The organism is Corynebacterium lujinxingii, assembly GCF_014490555.1.
Taxonomy (GTDB): Bacteria; Actinomycetota; Actinomycetes; order Mycobacteriales; family Mycobacteriaceae; genus Corynebacterium; species Corynebacterium lujinxingii.
The window spans coordinates 1,259,711-1,276,805 of record NZ_CP061032.1; the positions used below are offsets into that span (position 1 = coordinate 1,259,711).

The following is a 17,095-nucleotide window of genomic DNA, read 5'->3' on the forward strand; positions in this document are numbered from 1 at the left end:
ACAATCTCCTTATTGCTCAGTAGAACGCATTCCATCGTATGAAAAACGGGCCCGCCACGCTGCAAACGTGACCGGCCCGGGGGTGGTGTTCACCTTAGAGCTTGTCCGCGACCGTCTTTGCCAGGCGGATGTACTGCGCGGTGTACGACCACTCGTTGTCGTACCAAGAGATGATCTTCACCAGGTTGCCGTCGATGACGCGAGTCATGCCAGCGTCGAAAATGGCGCCGTGCGGGTTGCCGATGATGTCGGAGGAGACGATCGGATCCTCGGTGTACTTCAGGGCCTGGCCGAGGTCGCCGTCCTGCGCGGCCTTCTTCATGGCCTCGTTGACCTCCTCAACGGTGACGTCCTTGCCCAGGGTCACGGTCAGGTCAGTCGCGGAGCCGGTGATGGTAGGCACGCGCATAGCGAAGCCGTCGAGCTTGCCTTCCAGGTTCGGCAGCACCAGTGCGACGGCCTTCGCGGCACCGGTGGTCGTCGGCACGATGTTCTGCGCGGCGGCGCGGGCGCGGCGCAGGTCCTTGTGCGGTGCGTCCTGGATGCGCTGGTCGCCGGTGTAGGCGTGGATGGTGGTCATCAGGCCGCGCTCGATGCCGAACGCCTCGTCGAGAACTTTCGCCACCGGGGCGAGCGAGTTCGTGGTGCACGAGGCCGCAGAGATGACGGTCTCCTCACCGGTGTAGTCGTTGTGGTTGACGCCCCAAACGTAGGTGCCGTCGACCTCCTTGCCGGGAGCGGAGATGATGACCTTCTTCGCGCCGGCATCGATGTGGGCCTTCGCGTCCGGGCCGGTGCGGAAGACACCGGTGCACTCGAGAACGATGTCCACACCAGCCTCACCCCACGCGAGATTGGCCGGGTCCTCCTCAGCGGAGACCTCGATGCGGCGGCCGTCGACGGTGATCGATTCGTCGTCGTGCTCGATATCGTGGTTGAACTGACCGTACGCGGTGTCGTACTTCATCAGGTGAGCCAATGTCTCGTTATCGGTCAAGTCGTTGACCTTGACAACCTCGAGTTCACCCTTGTATTCGTCCTCGATGATGCGGAACGCCGAGCGGCCGATGCGGCCGAAGCCGTTGATACCAATACGCGTAGTCACTGTGTTCACTCCTCGGTGAGTAGGTGAGAAAACCTCGTACGCTGGCCAGTGTATCCACGCAGGTCAACCACCGCAGAGAGCAATTCCTCGCTTTCCGACGACCACTACAACCGGGGGTGACAATCCCCCACCGCGACGATTCCCCGTGTGGCTTCCCACACCAGGATAGCGTCCCACCCCCACAAACGCTGTAAATCTAGGCGCGGACTACCCCCGACGAACGTACTCAGAACTAAATTGTGATGTCGCTCACTATCGCGGCAGCTAGCCGTTTTCTGGCACATCCTCAGGTGCCGGACCGTGCGTATCCGGGACCCCGAGCTCGGCCGCCCGCTTATCAGCCAGCGACAACAGACGCCTAATCCGGCCGGCAACCGCATCCTTGGTCATCTGCGGATCAGCGAGCCGGCCGAGCTCCTCCAACGAGGCGTGGCGGTGCTCCACGCGCAAAAAGCCGGCTTCGGCGAGGTGTTCGGGGACGTCGTCGCCGAGGATGTCCATCGCCCGCTCCACTCGGGCAGCAGCCGCCGCAGCCGCTTGCGCGGAGCGCCTGGTGTTCGCGTCGTCAAACGTGGCGAGCCTGTTGCTCACCTTCGCCGTGGCTGCCTTCGCCTCGCGCTTGCGGTCCCACTCCAACCGCGTGACCGGTGCGCCCATGCGGCTGAGCAGGATGCCGATCGTCTCGCCGTCGCGCACGGTCACCCGTTCCACGCCGCGCGATTCGCGGGTTTTCGCCGTAACTGACAGGCGTCGTGCCAGTCCGACGAGCGCGAGTGCGGCCTCCTGGCCGGGGCAAGCGACCTCAAGCGTGGCAGTGCGGCCCGGTTCCGAGAGCTTGCCGCGGGCGAGAAACGCGCCGCGCCACGCGGCCTCGACCCCGGCAACCGTGCCGGAGATGACCTGACGCGGCATACCGACGACCGGGTGGCCGGAGGCCGTCACCAGCTTCAGGCGACGGATGACATCGGTGGCGCCGTCGTCGATACGCACCTCGTACTTGGTGTCCTTACCGCCCTGTGCTGGCGGCACCTTGGACACCTTCGCATCCACCGTGCACAGCTCTTCGATTGAATCCGCAAGACGCTGCGCAACAGACTGCTCGTCGAACTCAGCGACGATGGCCAGCCCGGTATCCGTGGATTGGAACTCGCCGGCGAAACGGATCAACGCGGTGGCTTCGGCCGCCCGCGCGTCGGCGGTGCCGACAGCGACGGCGAGCAGTTCGTCTTTCACTTTGCCGGTGAGCGCCACGTTATCCGTCCTTTCGTCGCCCGTTGAACCTGCAGCAGTCTAGCGTGCCGGAGCTACTCCCCCTGCGCGAGGTCCTTGAACGCCGCGGCGAGCTTCAGCGGGTCGTGCCGGTTCAAAGCCACGCCGTCCTCGCCCATCTCCCGCAGAGAACGGAACTCCACCTCAGCCCCCAGCTGCTCGGCCGCGTGTCGGAGGTTTTCGCGTTCGCCCTGGGTGGCAGGGACGGTGTTGTCGACAAGGATCGTATCCACACGAAGCGCCGGCGCGTGCTGCGCGAACACGTGGATGTGTCGCTCGGTAGTGAACCCGTGGGTCTCCCCCGCCTCAGGGGAAAGGTTGAGGATAACGACGACCTTCGCGTCGGTCTGGTTGAGCGCGTCGGTGATCTCCGGCACGAGCAAGTGAGGGATCACCGATGAAAACCAGGATCCGGGGCCGATCGTCACAATGTCGGCATCCAGAATGGCCTGTACCGCGTCGCGGCTCGCTGCCGGTCTAGCCGGGGTGAGCCGCACTCGGCGCACCTCGCCCGGAGTCGTGGCGACCGCCACTTGGCCGCGGACGGAGCGCAGCACGCGAGGATCATCGTCGAGGCCAGCAACATCCGCCTCGATGTCGAGCGGCTGCGGGCACACCGGGATCACGCGACCTGCGGACCCCGTCCACTCGGCAACTTGATCGAGTGCGGCCTGGGTGTCACCCAGCCGTTCCGCAAGCCCAGCGATGATGAGGTTGCCCAACGCGTGACCGGCCATCGCGCCGTGTCCGCCGAAGCGGTGCTGGAGGGTGTCGCGCCAGACTGTGCCGTTTACGGAGTCGTCGGTAAGCGCGGCGAGCGCCATGCGTAGATCACCGGGCGGCACAAGGTCGATTTCGCGCCGCAATCGGCCGGAAGAACCGCCGTCGTCGGCGACGGTGACCACAGCGCTAATGTCCTCGGCGCCGGCGGCACGCGCGGCGGTGAGCGTCTGATACAGCCCGTGCCCGCCCCCGAGGCACGTAAATGTGGGGCGTGCGAAACTCATTAGTGCCTTTCCAGATCGCGGTGGATCACGTTCACATCGACATTGCCCTGCTGTCGCAGTCGCTTGCCAATCGCCTCCGCAACCGCCACCGAGCGGTGGTGCCCACCGGTGCAGCCCACGCCGACGGTGATGAAATCCTTGCCTTCGTGGCGGTAGCCCTCCAAGGTGCTGGTGAGCAGGTCGACAAAGTGGTCGACGTATTCGCTCGCCCCCTTCTGGCCCAGCACGTAGTCGGACACCGCGGCATCCACGCCGCGGAACTCGCGCAACTCCTCAACCCAGTACGGGTTGGGCAGAAAACGCACGTCAAGCACGACATCGGCGTCGCGCGGCGAGCCGTGTTTGAACCCGAATGACTCGACCGTGACGTGCTGCCGCCCGGCCGGTAGCTCGCCGACCGAAGCCTCAACCGCGCGACGCAAATCGTGCACCGACAGATTCGACGTGTCGATGATGACGTCTGCTGCGGCGCGGATGTCCTCCATCTCCTCACGCTCGCGCTCGATACCGAACTGCAGCGTGCCGTCTCCCTGCAACGGGTGGGTGCGACGCACAGAGTCGAACCGGCGGATGAGCACCTCGTCGCGCGCCTCCAGGTACAGCACGAACGGCGAGTAACCACGCTCGCGCAGCACCTTGAGTGTGTCCTTGAGCGAGCCGTTGAACACGTCAGCGCGCACGTCGGACACCACCGCGAGCCGGTCCGCCGGGGAATCGTCTGCGGCCGCGAGATCAACCAACTCGAGAATCAGCTGCGGCGGCAAGTTCTGAGAAACGAAAAACCCCTTGTCCTCGAACACCTTCGCGGCGGTGGACAGGCCTCCGCCAGAAAGTCCGGTGATGATCACCGGCCGCAACGGACTGGAGTGTTCATTCTGGGGCAATGCTTGAGCAGTGGCTTGGGGCATGCAGCTCATCCTAACCAAGCCGCCTGCCGGGTGTCGCAGAACTGCGCACCACAGTTATTGGTGCAGGTGGTCGTAGATCGTCGCCGCAAGTTTCGGGCCGACGCCCTTGACCTCCTGGATCTGCTCCACGGAGGCCTCCTTAATCTTCCTTACCGACCCGAAGTGCTTCACCAGATCCGTGCGGCGGGCAGGACCCAGCCCCGGCACCGCGTCAAGCGCAGACGCTCGCATCCGCTTGGAGCGCTGCTGGCGGTGATAGGTGATAGCGAAACGGTGCGCTTCGTCGCGGATCTGCTGCAGCAGGTACATTCCCTCGGAGTTGCGCGGGAGAATAATCGGCTCGTCGTCGTCCGGCACCCACACCTCTTCCAAGCGCTTTGCCAGGCCGATCAACTGGACATCCACGATGCCGAGTTCGTCGAACACCTCTTGCGCGGCGTTGACCTGGGGTTTGCCGCCGTCGACGATGAACAGTTGCGGCGGGTACGCGAAACGTTTCACGCCGGTGGACTCGTCGGCCTCATCGGCGAAGGTCTGCTCCTCGGCCACCTCGTCCGGGTTGGCCAACTTGTCCTCGTTATAGCGCTTGAAGCGGCGGCGGGTCACCTCCGCAATGGAGCCGACATCGTCGGAACGCCCATCGCCGGCGGCCTCCTTGATGCGGTACCGGCGGTAGTCGTTCTTCTTCGGCAACCCGTCTTCGAACACAACCAGCGATGCGACGACATCGGTGCCCTGGATGTGCGAGATATCCGTGCACTCGATGCGCAACGGCGCCTCGTCCAATCCCAGGGCATCCTGGATATCCTGCAACGCCTGCGACCGCGCGGTGAGATCCCCGACACGTTTGAGCTTGTGCTGGTGCAGCGCCTCGGCGGCGTTTTTGTGCACCGTCTCCATCAGCGCCCGCTTGTCGCCGCGCTGCGGCACGCGGATCTCCACCGGCCCGCCACGCAACTCTTCGAGCAATTCCGTGACCTCCGGAAGCTCGGCGGGAGGTGTTTCGACGAGGATTTCGCGTGGCACCGGCATCGGCGTCTCCGCCGCCGCCCGCGATTCCTGGTCCACACCACGGCGGCGCACCTTCTGTGCCTCGATCTTGCGGTCTTCCTCCTGCTCCATCCGCACGCGCTCGACGGCGTCGGAGTAGTACTGCACGAGGAAGTTCTGCATTAGCGTCGGCAGGGTCGGGTCGGTCTCTCCCTCCTCCAGGCGCTCCGCCGCGCCGGGCTCGTCGCCAGTCTTTTCGACGACCCAGCCGCGCTGCGCCCTAACCCGGCCGTCGCGCACGTTGAAGATCTGCACCGCGGCTTCGAGCTCGTCGGTGTCGAAGGCGATGATGTCGGCGTCGGTGTCCTGGCCGAGCACCACGGTTTGGCGCTCCATGACTTTCTCCACGGCGCCGAGGTCGTCACGAAGCCGGGCGGCTTTTTCAAACTCGAGGTTTTCCGCCGCCTCCTCCATCTGCGCGGTGATGCCGCGCACGAGTTGCTCGGAACGGCCGGACATGAAGCCCAAGAACCCTTGGACGATCTGGTCGTACTCGGCTTCGTCGACACGCCCGATGCACGGGGCGGCGCACTTGTCGATGTAACCGAGCAGGCACGGCCGTCCCAGCGACTCGTGGCGGTTGAACACGCCGTTCGAGCACGTGCGGATCGGGAACACGCGAGTCAGTAGGTCGAGCGTTTCGCGCACCGCCCACGCGTGCGAGTACGGGCCGAAGTAACGTACCCCCTTGCGCTTCGGGCCGCGGTAGAAAAACGCGCGCGGGTAGCGCTCGCGCACGCTGACGGCAAGCATCGGATACGTCTTGTCGTCGCGGTACATGACGTTGAACCACGGATCGAAGCGCTTGATCCAGGTGTATTCCAGCTGCAGCGCCTCGACCTCGGAGGCGACGACGGTCCATTCCACCGAGGCGCCGGTGTAGACCATCTGGCGGGTGCGCGGGTGCAGCGTCTCCGGCGGCTGGAAGTAGTTGTTCAGGCGTGCACGCAGGCTTTTCGCCTTGCCCACGTAAATGACGCGGCCGTCGCGGTCCCGGAACTTGTACACGCCCGGATCGGTCGGGATGGTGCCCGGCGCCGGGCGGTATGACTGCGGATCTGCCAAGAGTTAATCCTGCGGCATGTACTTCGCTTCGAGCGCCCGGAACTGTTCCACGGCGCGGATGGCGCGTTCCTTGTCACCGGACTGTATGGCCCACAAGGTGACGTATTCGAATTCCGGTAGTTCGAGCCGCGCCATGCGCGAGCCCTTCGGGAAGCTCAGCCCATAGATTAAGGTCCACGGGTAGAAGCGGGTGCCGATAATGTTGGCCACCTGCACGCCGTCTTCATTGGCGCGCACTCGCGGGCGGGTCAGCGCGATCCAGGACAACACGGAAATGATCAGGCCCACCCCGATGAAGGCGAACTGATCCAACCCCGTGATCGCCACACCGGAGAACTGGGCGTTGACCGCCCACGCCATGAAGATGTGCACCACCATGACGAGCACGACCCAGCCGATGGCGACGTTGCGCAGGAACTTCGACGAGATCTCGAGCTCCCACGGCTTCGTGGTCGTGCTGGCGTGCGGGTCAATCGCGGTCAGGTACGCAGCCTGCTGCTCGCCTGCCAGATTCGTTCCCGCTGATTGCTCAGTCACTTACGCTCTCCTTGTCCAAGCATTCGCTTTACGATGACTCCACGCCGCGCCTTCCCGGCTACCTTATCCCTTCAGCGGCAAAGCACGAACTTTACGCAGCTCGGCGGCCGCGCCGGCGGCGGCTCGCAGCGCCTCCGCCCCCTTGTCCTCCTTGGCGTCCTCGCCGCCGGCCCGCTCGTAGGCCTGGTCTTCTTCCTCGACGGTGAGTACGCCGTTGCCCACCGGGGTCTCCTCGTCAAGCCCGACGCGGGTCAGCCCCTCGGTGACGGAGTCGCACACGTACTGGAAGTGCGCGGTCTCGCCGCGGATGACGCAGCCGAGGGCGACGACGGCGTCGTACCGCTTCGCGCACGCCTGCACCACAACCGGCAACTCGAGGGCGCCGGCGACGGCGTACTCCTCGATCTTCACACCCAGCTCGCGGGCTTCGTCGCGCGCGCCGGCGCGCAGCAGCTCCACAACCTTCTCGTTCCAGCGCGTGTACACGACCGCGATGGTCATGCCCTCCGCCTGTATGGAATATTCCTCGGGGATTCCGGTTGCGGCCACGGCTGCGCCTCCTTAGTTGGCGTACCCCGGGTGCGCCTCCAACCAACGGCCGACACCGGGCAAGTCGTGGCCCATCCGGTCGCGCTTGGTGCGCAGGTACGCGATGTTGTCGTGTGTGGGAACGATTTCGATCCTACTGCGGCCCACGACTTCGGGCCCGAAACCGGCCAGCGCGTCGGCTTTCCCCATGTTGTTGGTCAACAACTGCACGGATTCAATACCGAGGTCGGCGAGGATTTGGCCCGCGGCGGAGAAGTCGCGCGCGTCCACGGGAAGCCCCTGTTCGAGGTTCGCGTCGACGGTGTCGAGACCCTCGTCCTGGAGGCGGTAGGCCTCGAGTTTCGCCAGCAGGCCAATGCCGCGCCCCTCGTGGCCGCGCTGGTAGACGATCGCGCCGTGGCCCGCCTCTTGGATGAGCCGCATCGACTCGTGCAGCTGCGGGCCGCAGTCGCAACGCCGAGACGCGAACACGTCGCCGGTTAAACATTCGGAGTGCACGCGCACGAGCACCTCGTCGGCGTCGCGAAGCTCGTCCAGCCCGCCGGCGACCAGCGCGACGTGCTCCACCCCGTGCTGACGGTCCCGGTAGCCGACCGCAGTAAACTCGCCGAACTCCGTGGGCAGGCGCGTGGCTGTGGCGCGCTCGACGAACGGGTCGTGGTGGCGGCGGTAATCGGCCAACTGCTCGATGGAAATCATCGGCAGGCCGTGCGTGTCGGCGAAGCGGCGCAGCTCGTCGAAGCGGGCCATGTCGGTCGGGTCGTCGTCGGAGACGATTTCACACAGCGCGCCCACCGCGGTCTTGCCGGCGAGGCGGGCCAGATCCACCGCGGCCTCGGTGTGGCCGGGGCGGGTGAGCACGCCGCCCTCGCGTGCGCGCAGCGGCACGACGTGGCCGGGCCGGGTGAAGGCGTCGGCGGTGGCGGTGTCGTCGGCAAGCAACGCGATGGTGGTGGCGCGCGAACGCGCGGAGATGCCGGTGGTGCCTGTGGCAGCATCGACGGTGACCGCGTAGGCGGTGCCGTGCAGGTCCTGGTTGTTGCGCACCATCGGCGGCAGGTCGAGGGCGTTGGCGCGCTCGTCCGACATGGACACGCAGATGTAGCCGGAAGTGTGGCGCACCATGAACGCGACGAGTTCCGGGGTGGCGTCCTCGGCGGCGAAGATGAGGTCGCCCTCGTTTTCGCGGTCTTCACTATCGACGACAACCACGGTCTTGCCCTGGCGGATCGCGGCGATCGCCTCCCGGACAGAATTGAGGGAACCGGTGGTGTTCGCGCGTGCAGTCATAGCGGTCAACCCTAGCCCCGCACCATGTTCTCGACGTACTTGGCCACGATGTCCACCTCGAGGTTGACCGGGTCTCCGGGTGCAAGCCGGCCGGCGGTGGTCTCGCGCAGCGTGGTCGGGATGAGCGAGACCTCGAAGTAGCCGTCGTTAACCGCTGACACCGTCAACGACGTGCCGTTGACCGCGATGGAGCCCTTCTCCACCACGTAGCGGCGCACATCGCCCGGCAGGGTGAAGCGCACAACCTCCCAGTGCTCCGACGGGGTGCGCGAGACGACCTCGGCCACCCCGTCGACGTGCCCTTGGACGATATGCCCGCCCATGCGCTGGCCGGCCGCGAGCGCACGCTCCAGGTTCACTGGCGATCCCGTTTCGTATGTTCCAAGCCGCGAGCGGTCCAGCGTTTCGCGCATCACATCCGCGGTAAACACTCCCCCGTCGTTGTTCACGACGGTCAAGCACACACCGTCGACGGCAATCGAGTCGCCCGGGTTGGCGTCTTCGGTGACTTTTGGTGCGCGCACGGCGATGCGGACGGCGTCGTCAAGCGGCTCTAGCTTTTCGACGACCCCAACTTCCTCCACAAGGCCCGTAAACATTTCAGTATTTCTCCATTTCGATGAGTACGTCCTCGCCGAGCTGGCGCACGGACGTGGTGTGAAAACGTTTCGCCTCGGCAATGGTCGATGCAATAGCGCGGTCAAGCACCCCGCGGCCTTGCCCGAGCAGCGCCGGCGCCACATACGCCTGCACCGCATCGATCACCCCGAGTTCGAGAAATCCCACAGCGAGCGTCGCCCCGCCCTCGATGAGCACGTCGCGCGCACCCGCATGCCACAGCGCTGTCAGTGCCTCCTCAGGCGAGGCGTACTGCTCGAAGCCGAGGCGCGTCAGGTTGCCCTCGGGCAGGTCTCGCTTGCCGACGACCACCCGCCGCGGCTGCGACGCAAACAAGGTTCCGTCCGGACGGCGTGCTGTGAGCGACGGGTTGTCCGCAATCGCGGTGCCGGTGCCCACCACGATGGCGTCGCGGCGGGCCCGGTCCTCATGCACGAACGCCCGGGCGTCTGCGCCGGTGACCCACTGGCTTGTGCCGTCGACCGCCGCCGTGAACCCGTCGAGCGTGGAAGCGAACTTCAGCGTCACCGACGGCCGCTCGTTCGCGACCGAGCGCAGCCACGGCTGCAGCGCAGCGACCCGCGTGGCGCGATAGTCCACTTCGACACCGTGATCACGCAGGTAATCGGCGCCGCCCGCTGCAGGCTTGAACGGGTCTGCAGTCAGGTAGATGACGCGCGTGATACCGGCGCGGACAAGCGCGTGCGAGCACGGGCCGGTACGCCCGGTGTGGTTGCACGGCTCCAGCGTGACCACGGCCGTCGCGCCCCGTGCCCGCTCGCCCGCGTGGCGTAGGGCGTTGATTTCAGCGTGCGGGCCACCGACCGGTGAGGTGGCTCCGGTGGCGAGGACGGTGCCGTGGTCGTCGACAAGCGCGCAGCCCACAGGTGGGTTCGGTGAGGTCGTCCCCCGCGCCGACTCGCCTGCCGACACCGCCGCGTCGAGCGCCTCCTGGAGCACGTCTGGTGTCACGCCTGCGCGGCCTCCGCGGCCAACTCGCGCAGCCGCTCCACGGCCTGGGCCGGGTCGTCCGCGCCGAAGACTGCGGAACCTGCCACGAACGCGTCCACGCCGGCTTCCGCCGCCTGCGCGATCGTCGTGTTGGCGATGCCGCCGTCGATGCCGATGATCGTGTCCAGGCCGGCCTCGACGATGCGGTCGCGCAGCGTCATCACCTTGCCCAACACCTCCGGCATGAACTTCTGCCCGCCGAAGCCCGGCTCCACACTCATGACCATGACCTGGTCGAAGTGCTCGAGATCGTCCAGGTACGGCTCGATCGCGGTACCGGGCTTGATGGCGAAGCCGGACTGCACGCCGAGTTCACGGCACTGCTTCGCCGCGGCAACGTGGTCGTCGGTGGCCTCGACGTGGAACACCAAACGGTCGCCGCCGGCCTTGACATAGGTCTCGAACCAGCGCTCCGGCTCCTCGATCATGAGGTGCATGTCCAAAAACTGGTCGGTCACGCCATCGACGGCCTTGGTCACGTCGGGCCCGAACGACAGGTTGGGCACGAAGTGGCCGTCCATGATGTCGACGTGAATGAGGTCCGCGTTCGGCACCTTGCGCACGTCGTCGCCAAGCGCGGCATAGTTCGCGGCCAGGATGGAAGGGGCAATGTAAATCATTCGGTGTCCTTAAACCTCGGTCGTTGGTTCGCCGCCAAGCTTGCGCAGCACGGCGAAAAACATCGCGTCGGTGCCGTGGCGGTGCGGCCACATCTGCACGCTCGGCTCGTCGCCGACATCGTCCATGCCAGCGGCATATTGGCCTGCGTCGAGCTCCTCCACGCCGCCGTCGGCAAGCACCGCGTCGACAACTCCGCGAGTCTCGCGCACATCGGGCGAGCAGGTGGAGTAGACCACCACGCCACCCGGTTTGACCAAGTCGAGCGCCGAGGTAAGCAGTTCGCGCTGCAGCACGGTGAGCTCCGCGATGTCGTCTTCGTGCTTCGTCCAGCGTGCCTCGGGCCGCCGGCGCAGCGCCCCCAACCCGGAGCACGGCGCGTCGACGAGCGCACGGTCGTAGCCGGGTTCCAGCCCAGGGCGGCGCCCGTCCGCAGTGTGCACGCGCACGGGAAGGTCCCGCACCGTCTTGCGGATGAGTTCGGCGCGGTGCGGGCTGACCTCCACAGCGTCGACCACCGCCCCGTCGATCGATGCGAGCGCGCCCATCAACGCCGCCTTGCCGCCGGGGCCCGCACACAGGTCGAGCCAACGCCCCTGGTCATTTTCCACCGGCACCTCGGTAACCGCACGCGCGATGACCTGCGAGCCTTCGTCCTGCACAGCCGCCAGACCGTCGCGCACCGGCTGCAGCTGCCCGGGGTCGCCCTCCGGCAGGTAGACCGCGTACGGCGAATAGCGGCCCTCTTCCCCGCCGGTGATCAGCGCAAGCTCCTCTGCGCTGATCTCCCCTGGGCGGGCCACCAGGTGCACCACCGGGCGAGCCGAGTCTGCTTCGAGTGCCGCTTCGAGTTCGTCGTCACGCGAGCCGAGCGCGGTGCGCATTGATTCCGCGATCCACACCGGGTGCGCGTGGCGGAACGCGAGCGCCGCCAGCGGATCTTCCGGTTCGAGAGTGTCTAGCCACTCCTCCGCCGGCGTGCGTGCAATCGAGCGCAGCACCCCGTTGACAAACCCTTTTGCTTTTTCCTGGCCGGCAGCCTCCACCAGCCGCACCGATGTATCGACCGCGGCGTGGTCCTCCACACGCGTGTACAGCAGTTGGTAGGCGCCCATCCGCAGCGCCGTGAGCACCTCGAGCGCCATACGGTCGGTGCCGCGCGACGCATTCTCACCGATCACCGCGTCGAGCACGCCCAGGCTGCGCAGCGTGCCGTAGGTCAGCTCGGTGGCGAACGCGGCGTCGCGCCCGGTGACCTTGCGCTCGCGCAACACCGTCGGCAGCGTCAGGTTGGCGAACGCCCCGTCGCGATGGACGCGGACTAAGACCTCAAACGTCGCCTCACGCGCGGCGTCGCCGATGCGGACCGACGCGTTCGCGGGCCTTGCTTCTCGACGAACGCGTTGCCCCTGTTTCCTGCCCTGCTTCGTGCCGCGCTCCGGTTGGTTGTCGCGACGTCCTGCCGCGCGGGACCGGAATCCTCCGCTCATTGAAACCTCATCCCTTCCGCTCGCACATCATCTGCAAGACCGCGCGCCCAGTCGGCGGCATTCATCATCTTCTTGCCCGGGGCCTGGACCTGCTCGAGCACCACATCGGCCGAACCGGTGCCCACCCGGACTTCGTTCTTGCCGAAGGACACCTCGCCCGGCGCCAGCGCGGAGGTGTCGGTGATAGTCAACGGCCCGACCTTGAAACGGTCCTCGCCGCGCATCGTCCACGCACCAGGCGTCGGCGTGTGGGCGCGCACAGCACGGTCGATCACCTCTGCGTCGGTGCCCCAGTCGATGCGCGCGTCCGCGGTGGCGATCTTCGGGGCGTAGGTGCCGTCTGCAGGCTGCGGCTGCGGTGTGATGCTGCCGGCCTCCAACCCGTCCATGGTCTGGGCCAGCAGATCCGCGCCCGAGTATGCGAGGCGCTCGAGGAGGACGCCGCTGGTGTCGTCGTCACGCACCGTATCCGTCAGTGTCGCCAGGATGTCGCCGGTATCTAAGCCCTTGTCGATCCGGAACGTCGTGGCGCCGGTTTCCGCGTCGCCTTCCCGGATCGCGGCCTGCACAGGCGCGGCGCCACGCCAGCGCGGCAGCAGCGAGAAGTGCAGGTTCACCCAGCCGTGGACGGGAATGTCCAGCATGTGCTCCGGGATGAGGTTGCCGTAGGCGACCACCGGGATGGCGTCCGGGGCGATCTCGCGCAGGCGGGCTGCGGTGTCGTCGTCAAGCTTGTTGGGCGTCAGCACCTCGATATCGTGCTCGAGCGCAACGGCCTTGACCGGCGAGGGGTGCAGTGTGCGCCCGCGGCCCTTGCGGGCGTCGGGGCGGGTGAGCACCGCGACAACCTCGTGGCCGGAAGCGATGAGCCGCTCGAGGGCGACGGCCGCCGGTTCCGGGGTTCCTGCGAAGACAAGTCTCACGGTTAGTTCTCCTTCTTCCAATCCGCCTGATCGATCGCCGAAAGCGCCGCCTTGCGCTGGCCGGGCGCCATTCGGACGGTGAATACGACCCCGTCCAAGTGGTCGGTTTCGTGCTGGATGCACCGGGCGAGCAGGCCGGTGCCGCGCAGCGTCAGCGGGCGGCCGTGCATGTCGACGCCTCGAGCGATCACCGTATTGTGGCGGGTGACCTCCCCGCGCACGCCGGGCACCGAAAGACATCCCTCGGTCCCGGTTTGCTGCGCTTCGCCGAGCGGCTCCCACACCGGGTTGACGATGTGGCCGCGCATGCCCTGGCAGTCGAACACGAACACACGGCGGGTCACGCCGATCTGGTTTGCGGCCAGGCCCACGCCGCCGGCGGCGTCCATGGTCTCCAGCATGTCGCCGACAAGCCTGTGCAACCGCTCGTCGAACACCTCGACGGGATCGGCCGCGGTGTTGAGCACCGGGTCCCCGAACAGACGGATCTCGCGTATGGCCATGACTGTTCAGTGTACTGACCTCAACGCAGCAAAACCGCTTAGCCGATGTCAACCGGATTGACCTGGATGCGCAACGGCAGGTCCTGCTTCGCGGTGGTCCACGCGACCGCGCCCGCGCGCAGCGCCTTGCCGAGCGTGGCGCGACCGGTCAGCGGAGCGCGCACGAGCATGCGCTGGGCGGGACCGTATTTGCCCCGGTCCCATTCCCCCGGCAGCCGCACACCCGGGGGCAAGTCGACCGGGCCGAGGACTTCGGCGTAGTCGGGCAGATCGGTGCGCTCAAAGAAGGGCTCCAGCGCGTCGCGCGGCGCGTCGACCACCGCGACGTGAACCGCCGGCGGGAAACGCGCCTCGCGCCGCAGCGCCAACTCGGTGGCGGCGAAGCCGGGCGCATCCCAGCGGATCAGGTGCTGCACCACAGGCATCCCCGGCTCGGCGACGACCACCACCTCGCCGCCGTCGGCGTGCGGCTGGACCAGTGTGGCCGCCCCCATCCATTTGGCGAGCGTGTCCTCCACCGCTCTTAGATCCGGTCGCTGGACAAGCGCCCACGCGTCGAGCAGCACGGCAGCGCCGTAGCCGCCAGCTACCCGCGGCTCCGCACCAGGTGTGGCCACCACAATCGCAGCACCCGGGTCGATCTCGCGCAGGATCCGCTCACCGCCGGACGTTTTCACCCGGTACTTTGCAAACGCGCGCCCCAGCTCTTCTGCTGTGCGCTCGGTGCCCAGCACGACCGCGCGCACGCGGCGCGAGCCGCACACCGGGCACACGTGCGCCGGGTCCATCCGCCCGCACCAACGGCACGTGGGTGCGGCCGCTTCCCCGCCGGAGGGCAGCCCCAGCGGACCGTTGCACCACCTGCACCGCGACGGGGTCCGGCACTGCCCGCACGCCAGCGACTGGATGTAGCCGGTACGCGGCACCTGAAACAGCACCGGCGCACCCCGCTCGAGCGCCTTCGTCGCCGCCGCGAACGCCGACGACGGCAAGCGGGCTTGCTTCGCGCGCGGGTCTCGCTCAAGCTCGAAATCGGAATCGCCCGCCGCATGGATGTAGGGCGAGCGGGTGCGAAGCGTCTGCCGCGGCGCGACCAACTCGTGCATCCATCCGGATTCCACAAGCAACTGCGCCTCCGCGGCGCGCGCGTTACCGCCGATGAGCAGACAGGCCCCCTCCAGGCCCGACCGCGTTGTGAGCACTTCGCGGGCATGGACGTAGGGTGCGCGCGGGTCGACCAAGTTGTCGTCGCCGTCGAACATCAGCGCCATCAGCCGCAAGTTGTGCACCGGAGCAAACGCGGCGGAGCGCGTGCCGACGACGATCCGCCCCTGCCCGTGCAGCACCGACAAATAGCGCGAGTAACGCGCCTGCGGGCCCTGGGATGCAGTCAGCGTGGTCACCTGCTTCGCCGACACCAGCTCGCGCAGCGCCGCCTCGCACCGGTCCACGTCGTCTTGGTCGGGGACGACAATCAACGCCCCGCCACCGTCTTTGGCTACCTTCACGGCCAGCGTCGCAAGTGCCGCCGGCCAGTCCTCACCGGGCACCAACTGCCATGCTGCGCGCGCGAGTTTGCCTGCCACAACGGCATCCACAAACGACTCACCGTGCGTGTACGCCGTCCACGCCGACAGATCCGGCTCCGCCACATCACCCAAGTCGTCCCACGGCGTCGACGTGTCCGTTTCCTCCGCCTTCGCGTGCCGCGCCGGCACCGCCGAACGGTAGATATCCGACCGGACTCCGGCGTAGCGGTCCGCCAACGCGTCAATCAACAACCGAGTGCGCTCGGGCGCGACAACCTCCGGTGAAATCACCCGCTCGATAAACCGCAGCGAACCCTCGTGCCCCGATTCCGAGAGCCGCTCGAGTACAACGGCGTCCACCAGCCGTCCGGCGAACCTGACGCGCACCCGCACCCCCGGCACGGCCGCGTCGGAATCGGCCTCGTCGACCAAGTAGTCAAATCCCCGGTCTAGATGCGCCAGCCCCAACATGGGCAGCACGCGGGCCACAGGCAGGTGGGCAGCGCGCGTGTTCGACATGATGCAGCATTCTAAACCAAGCCACGACACGCCCATCCGCCCCAGAGACGGCAAGTGTCATAGGCGTGCGGTACTAATAGATCAGCTCATCCTCGCTCGCGCCGAAGAAAGAATCTGCTTTCCGCCATGAAACGTCTGCTGCCCGCAGTTGCGTCCCTTTGTGTCTCCGTCGCCGTCGCCGCAGGTGCCATGACCGCGCCGCACGCCGGGGCCGCAGACCTGACCAAGCTGCAGCTCTTCGCGGGCTCATCGATGAACCCGATCCTCACGCCGGGCACGGGCTCGCCTATCGACGACACCTCGTCGTTCATCGCGGCGTCGTCGAAACGCGCGGATCAGGCGGTACAAGACGGGTGGCGCCAGGCCTACAACCAGCTCCCGCCGCAGCTGCGCGACGCCGTCCCGCCGCAACTCCGCCCGAAGCAGGACGATTCCGTGCCGGTGACGGTGATCCCACCCGCCGAGCCGTCCCCGTCGCCCGCGCAGCAGCGTTGCGACGACTGCGTCGCGATCACCTACGATGACGGCCCAGCACCAGGCACGGAGCGTCTGCTGGACGTGTTCAAGCGCAAGAAGGCGCACGCCACCTTCTTCGTTGTCGGCCAAAACGTCAACGCGTACCCGCACATTCTGCGCCGCATCCGCGATGAAGGCCACACCATCGGCAACCACACCTTCGACCACCCCGACCTGGCGCACGCGGGCGACGGGGCTATCGCGCAGCAACTCGACAACACCAACGACGCTATCGAGAAGCACGCCGGCGTGAAACCACGCTGGATGCGCCCGCCCTACGGCTCCTACGACGGCCGGGTCTCCCGGGAAGCCGGCGCCCGCGGACAGTCGCTGGCGATCTGGGATGTGGACACGATGGACTGGAGCCACCGCGACACGGCGCGCACCTGCTCGATTGCGGTGAGCAACGCGCAGGCCGGATCTATCGTGCTCATGCACGACATCCACGAACCGACCGTCAACGCCGCCGAGTGCATCATCGACGGCCTTCGCGGTAAGGGGCTGCGCCCGGTCGGTCTCGACGAAATGATCAAACGCCCCGACGCCGGTCACGTGTACACGAACGCCGAATAGCCCCTATACTCCGGA

General features: G+C 66.9%; 16 protein-coding genes. 1 reads left to right on the top strand and 15 read right to left on the bottom strand.

Features of this window, described 5'->3' with window-relative positions; all coding sequences use genetic code 11:
* Nucleotides 1–94 precede the first annotated feature (94 nt).
* From gap to IAU68_RS06295, 15 genes are all read right to left on the bottom strand, one after another.
* A complete protein-coding gene (gap, locus tag IAU68_RS06225) occupies nucleotides 95–1,105 on the bottom strand; it encodes a type I glyceraldehyde-3-phosphate dehydrogenase (protein WP_171194025.1) in 1,011 nt (336 codons plus the stop codon).
* A 264-nt stretch (nucleotides 1,106–1,369) separates the two neighbouring features.
* Nucleotides 1,370–2,356: a DNA-binding protein WhiA gene (whiA, locus tag IAU68_RS06230; RefSeq protein ID WP_171194026.1), complete on the bottom strand. Its 987-nt coding sequence runs from the start codon at nucleotides 2,354–2,356 to the stop codon at nucleotides 1,370–1,372.
* 53 nt (nucleotides 2,357–2,409) lie between these two features.
* On the bottom strand, nucleotides 2,410–3,381 hold the full coding sequence (locus tag IAU68_RS06235) for a gluconeogenesis factor YvcK family protein (protein ID WP_171194027.1): 972 nt from the start codon (nucleotides 3,379–3,381) through the stop codon (nucleotides 2,410–2,412).
* Nucleotides 3,381–4,289 (bottom strand): RNase adapter RapZ, encoded by a 909-nt coding sequence (gene rapZ / locus IAU68_RS06240; RefSeq protein ID WP_171194028.1) that lies wholly within the window; start codon nucleotides 4,287–4,289, stop codon nucleotides 3,381–3,383. The genes IAU68_RS06235 and rapZ overlap by 1 nt, the downstream gene beginning before the upstream one ends.
* A 54-nt stretch (nucleotides 4,290–4,343) precedes the next feature.
* Nucleotides 4,344–6,404, bottom strand: coding sequence for an excinuclease ABC subunit UvrC (gene uvrC / locus IAU68_RS06245; protein WP_171194029.1), 2,061 nt, complete (start codon nucleotides 6,402–6,404; stop codon nucleotides 4,344–4,346).
* A gap of 3 nt (nucleotides 6,405–6,407) precedes the next feature.
* Nucleotides 6,408–6,941 (bottom strand): PH domain-containing protein, encoded by a 534-nt coding sequence (locus IAU68_RS06250; RefSeq protein ID WP_171194030.1) that lies wholly within the window; start codon nucleotides 6,939–6,941, stop codon nucleotides 6,408–6,410.
* A gap of 63 nt (nucleotides 6,942–7,004) precedes the next feature.
* Nucleotides 7,005–7,490, bottom strand: a complete 486-nt coding sequence (ribH, locus tag IAU68_RS06255; RefSeq protein WP_171194031.1) for a 6,7-dimethyl-8-ribityllumazine synthase — start codon at nucleotides 7,488–7,490, stop codon at nucleotides 7,005–7,007.
* 12 nt (nucleotides 7,491–7,502) lie between these two features.
* On the bottom strand, nucleotides 7,503–8,780 hold the full coding sequence (locus IAU68_RS06260) for a bifunctional 3,4-dihydroxy-2-butanone-4-phosphate synthase/GTP cyclohydrolase II (RefSeq protein WP_171194032.1): 1,278 nt from the start codon (nucleotides 8,778–8,780) through the stop codon (nucleotides 7,503–7,505).
* Nucleotides 8,781–8,791: 11 nt separating this feature from the next.
* Nucleotides 8,792–9,379 (bottom strand): riboflavin synthase, encoded by a 588-nt coding sequence (locus IAU68_RS06265; RefSeq protein ID WP_171194033.1) that lies wholly within the window; start codon nucleotides 9,377–9,379, stop codon nucleotides 8,792–8,794.
* Nucleotide 9,380: 1 nt separating this feature from the next.
* Nucleotides 9,381–10,370, bottom strand: a complete 990-nt coding sequence (gene ribD / locus IAU68_RS06270; RefSeq protein WP_171194034.1) for a bifunctional diaminohydroxyphosphoribosylaminopyrimidine deaminase/5-amino-6-(5-phosphoribosylamino)uracil reductase RibD — start codon at nucleotides 10,368–10,370, stop codon at nucleotides 9,381–9,383.
* A complete protein-coding gene (gene rpe / locus IAU68_RS06275) occupies nucleotides 10,367–11,029 on the bottom strand; it encodes a ribulose-phosphate 3-epimerase (protein WP_171194035.1) in 663 nt (220 codons plus the stop codon). Before rpe ends, ribD begins: the two co-directional genes overlap by 4 nt.
* Nucleotides 11,030–11,038: 9 nt before the next feature.
* A complete protein-coding gene (locus IAU68_RS06280) occupies nucleotides 11,039–12,517 on the bottom strand; it encodes an RsmB/NOP family class I SAM-dependent RNA methyltransferase (protein WP_171194036.1) in 1,479 nt (492 codons plus the stop codon).
* Nucleotides 12,514–13,440 (bottom strand): methionyl-tRNA formyltransferase, encoded by a 927-nt coding sequence (gene fmt, locus IAU68_RS06285; RefSeq protein ID WP_171194037.1) that lies wholly within the window; start codon nucleotides 13,438–13,440, stop codon nucleotides 12,514–12,516. The genes IAU68_RS06280 and fmt overlap by 4 nt, the downstream gene beginning before the upstream one ends.
* A gap of 2 nt (nucleotides 13,441–13,442) precedes the next feature.
* Nucleotides 13,443–13,943, bottom strand: coding sequence for a peptide deformylase (gene def / locus IAU68_RS06290; RefSeq protein ID WP_171194038.1), 501 nt, complete (start codon nucleotides 13,941–13,943; stop codon nucleotides 13,443–13,445).
* 38 nt (nucleotides 13,944–13,981) lie between these two features.
* Entirely contained in the window at nucleotides 13,982–15,991 is a 2,010-nt protein-coding gene (locus tag IAU68_RS06295; RefSeq protein ID WP_171194039.1) for a primosomal protein N', read from the bottom strand.
* Nucleotides 15,992–16,117: 126 nt separating this feature from the next.
* Between IAU68_RS06295 and IAU68_RS06300 the strand changes: the two genes are divergently transcribed.
* Complete coding sequence (locus tag IAU68_RS06300; RefSeq protein WP_171194040.1) at nucleotides 16,118–17,080, top strand: polysaccharide deacetylase family protein; 963 nt, start codon at nucleotides 16,118–16,120, stop codon at nucleotides 17,078–17,080.
* Nucleotides 17,081–17,095 lie beyond the last annotated feature (15 nt).

Coding starts and splice junctions, on each gene's coding strand:
- IAU68_RS06260 (WP_171194032.1), bottom strand. CDS start 8,780: ATGACTGCACGCGCGAACACCACCGGTTCCCTCAATTCTGTCCGGGAG.
- IAU68_RS06280 (WP_171194036.1), bottom strand. CDS start 12,517: ATGAGCGGAGGATTCCGGTCCCGCGCGGCAGGACGTCGCGACAACCAA.
- def (WP_171194038.1), bottom strand. CDS start 13,943: ATGGCCATACGCGAGATCCGTCTGTTCGGGGACCCGGTGCTCAACACC.
- rpe (WP_171194035.1), bottom strand. CDS start 11,029: ATGATTTACATTGCCCCTTCCATCCTGGCCGCGAACTATGCCGCGCTT.
- IAU68_RS06300 (WP_171194040.1), top strand. CDS start 16,118: ATGAAACGTCTGCTGCCCGCAGTTGCGTCCCTTTGTGTCTCCGTCGCC.
- IAU68_RS06265 (WP_171194033.1), bottom strand. CDS start 9,379: ATGTTTACGGGCCTTGTGGAGGAAGTTGGGGTCGTCGAAAAGCTAGAG.
- IAU68_RS06295 (WP_171194039.1), bottom strand. CDS start 15,991: ATGTCGAACACGCGCGCTGCCCACCTGCCTGTGGCCCGCGTGCTGCCC.
- rapZ (WP_171194028.1), bottom strand. CDS start 4,289: ATGCCCCAAGCCACTGCTCAAGCATTGCCCCAGAATGAACACTCCAGT.
- IAU68_RS06235 (WP_171194027.1), bottom strand. CDS start 3,381: ATGAGTTTCGCACGCCCCACATTTACGTGCCTCGGGGGCGGGCACGGG.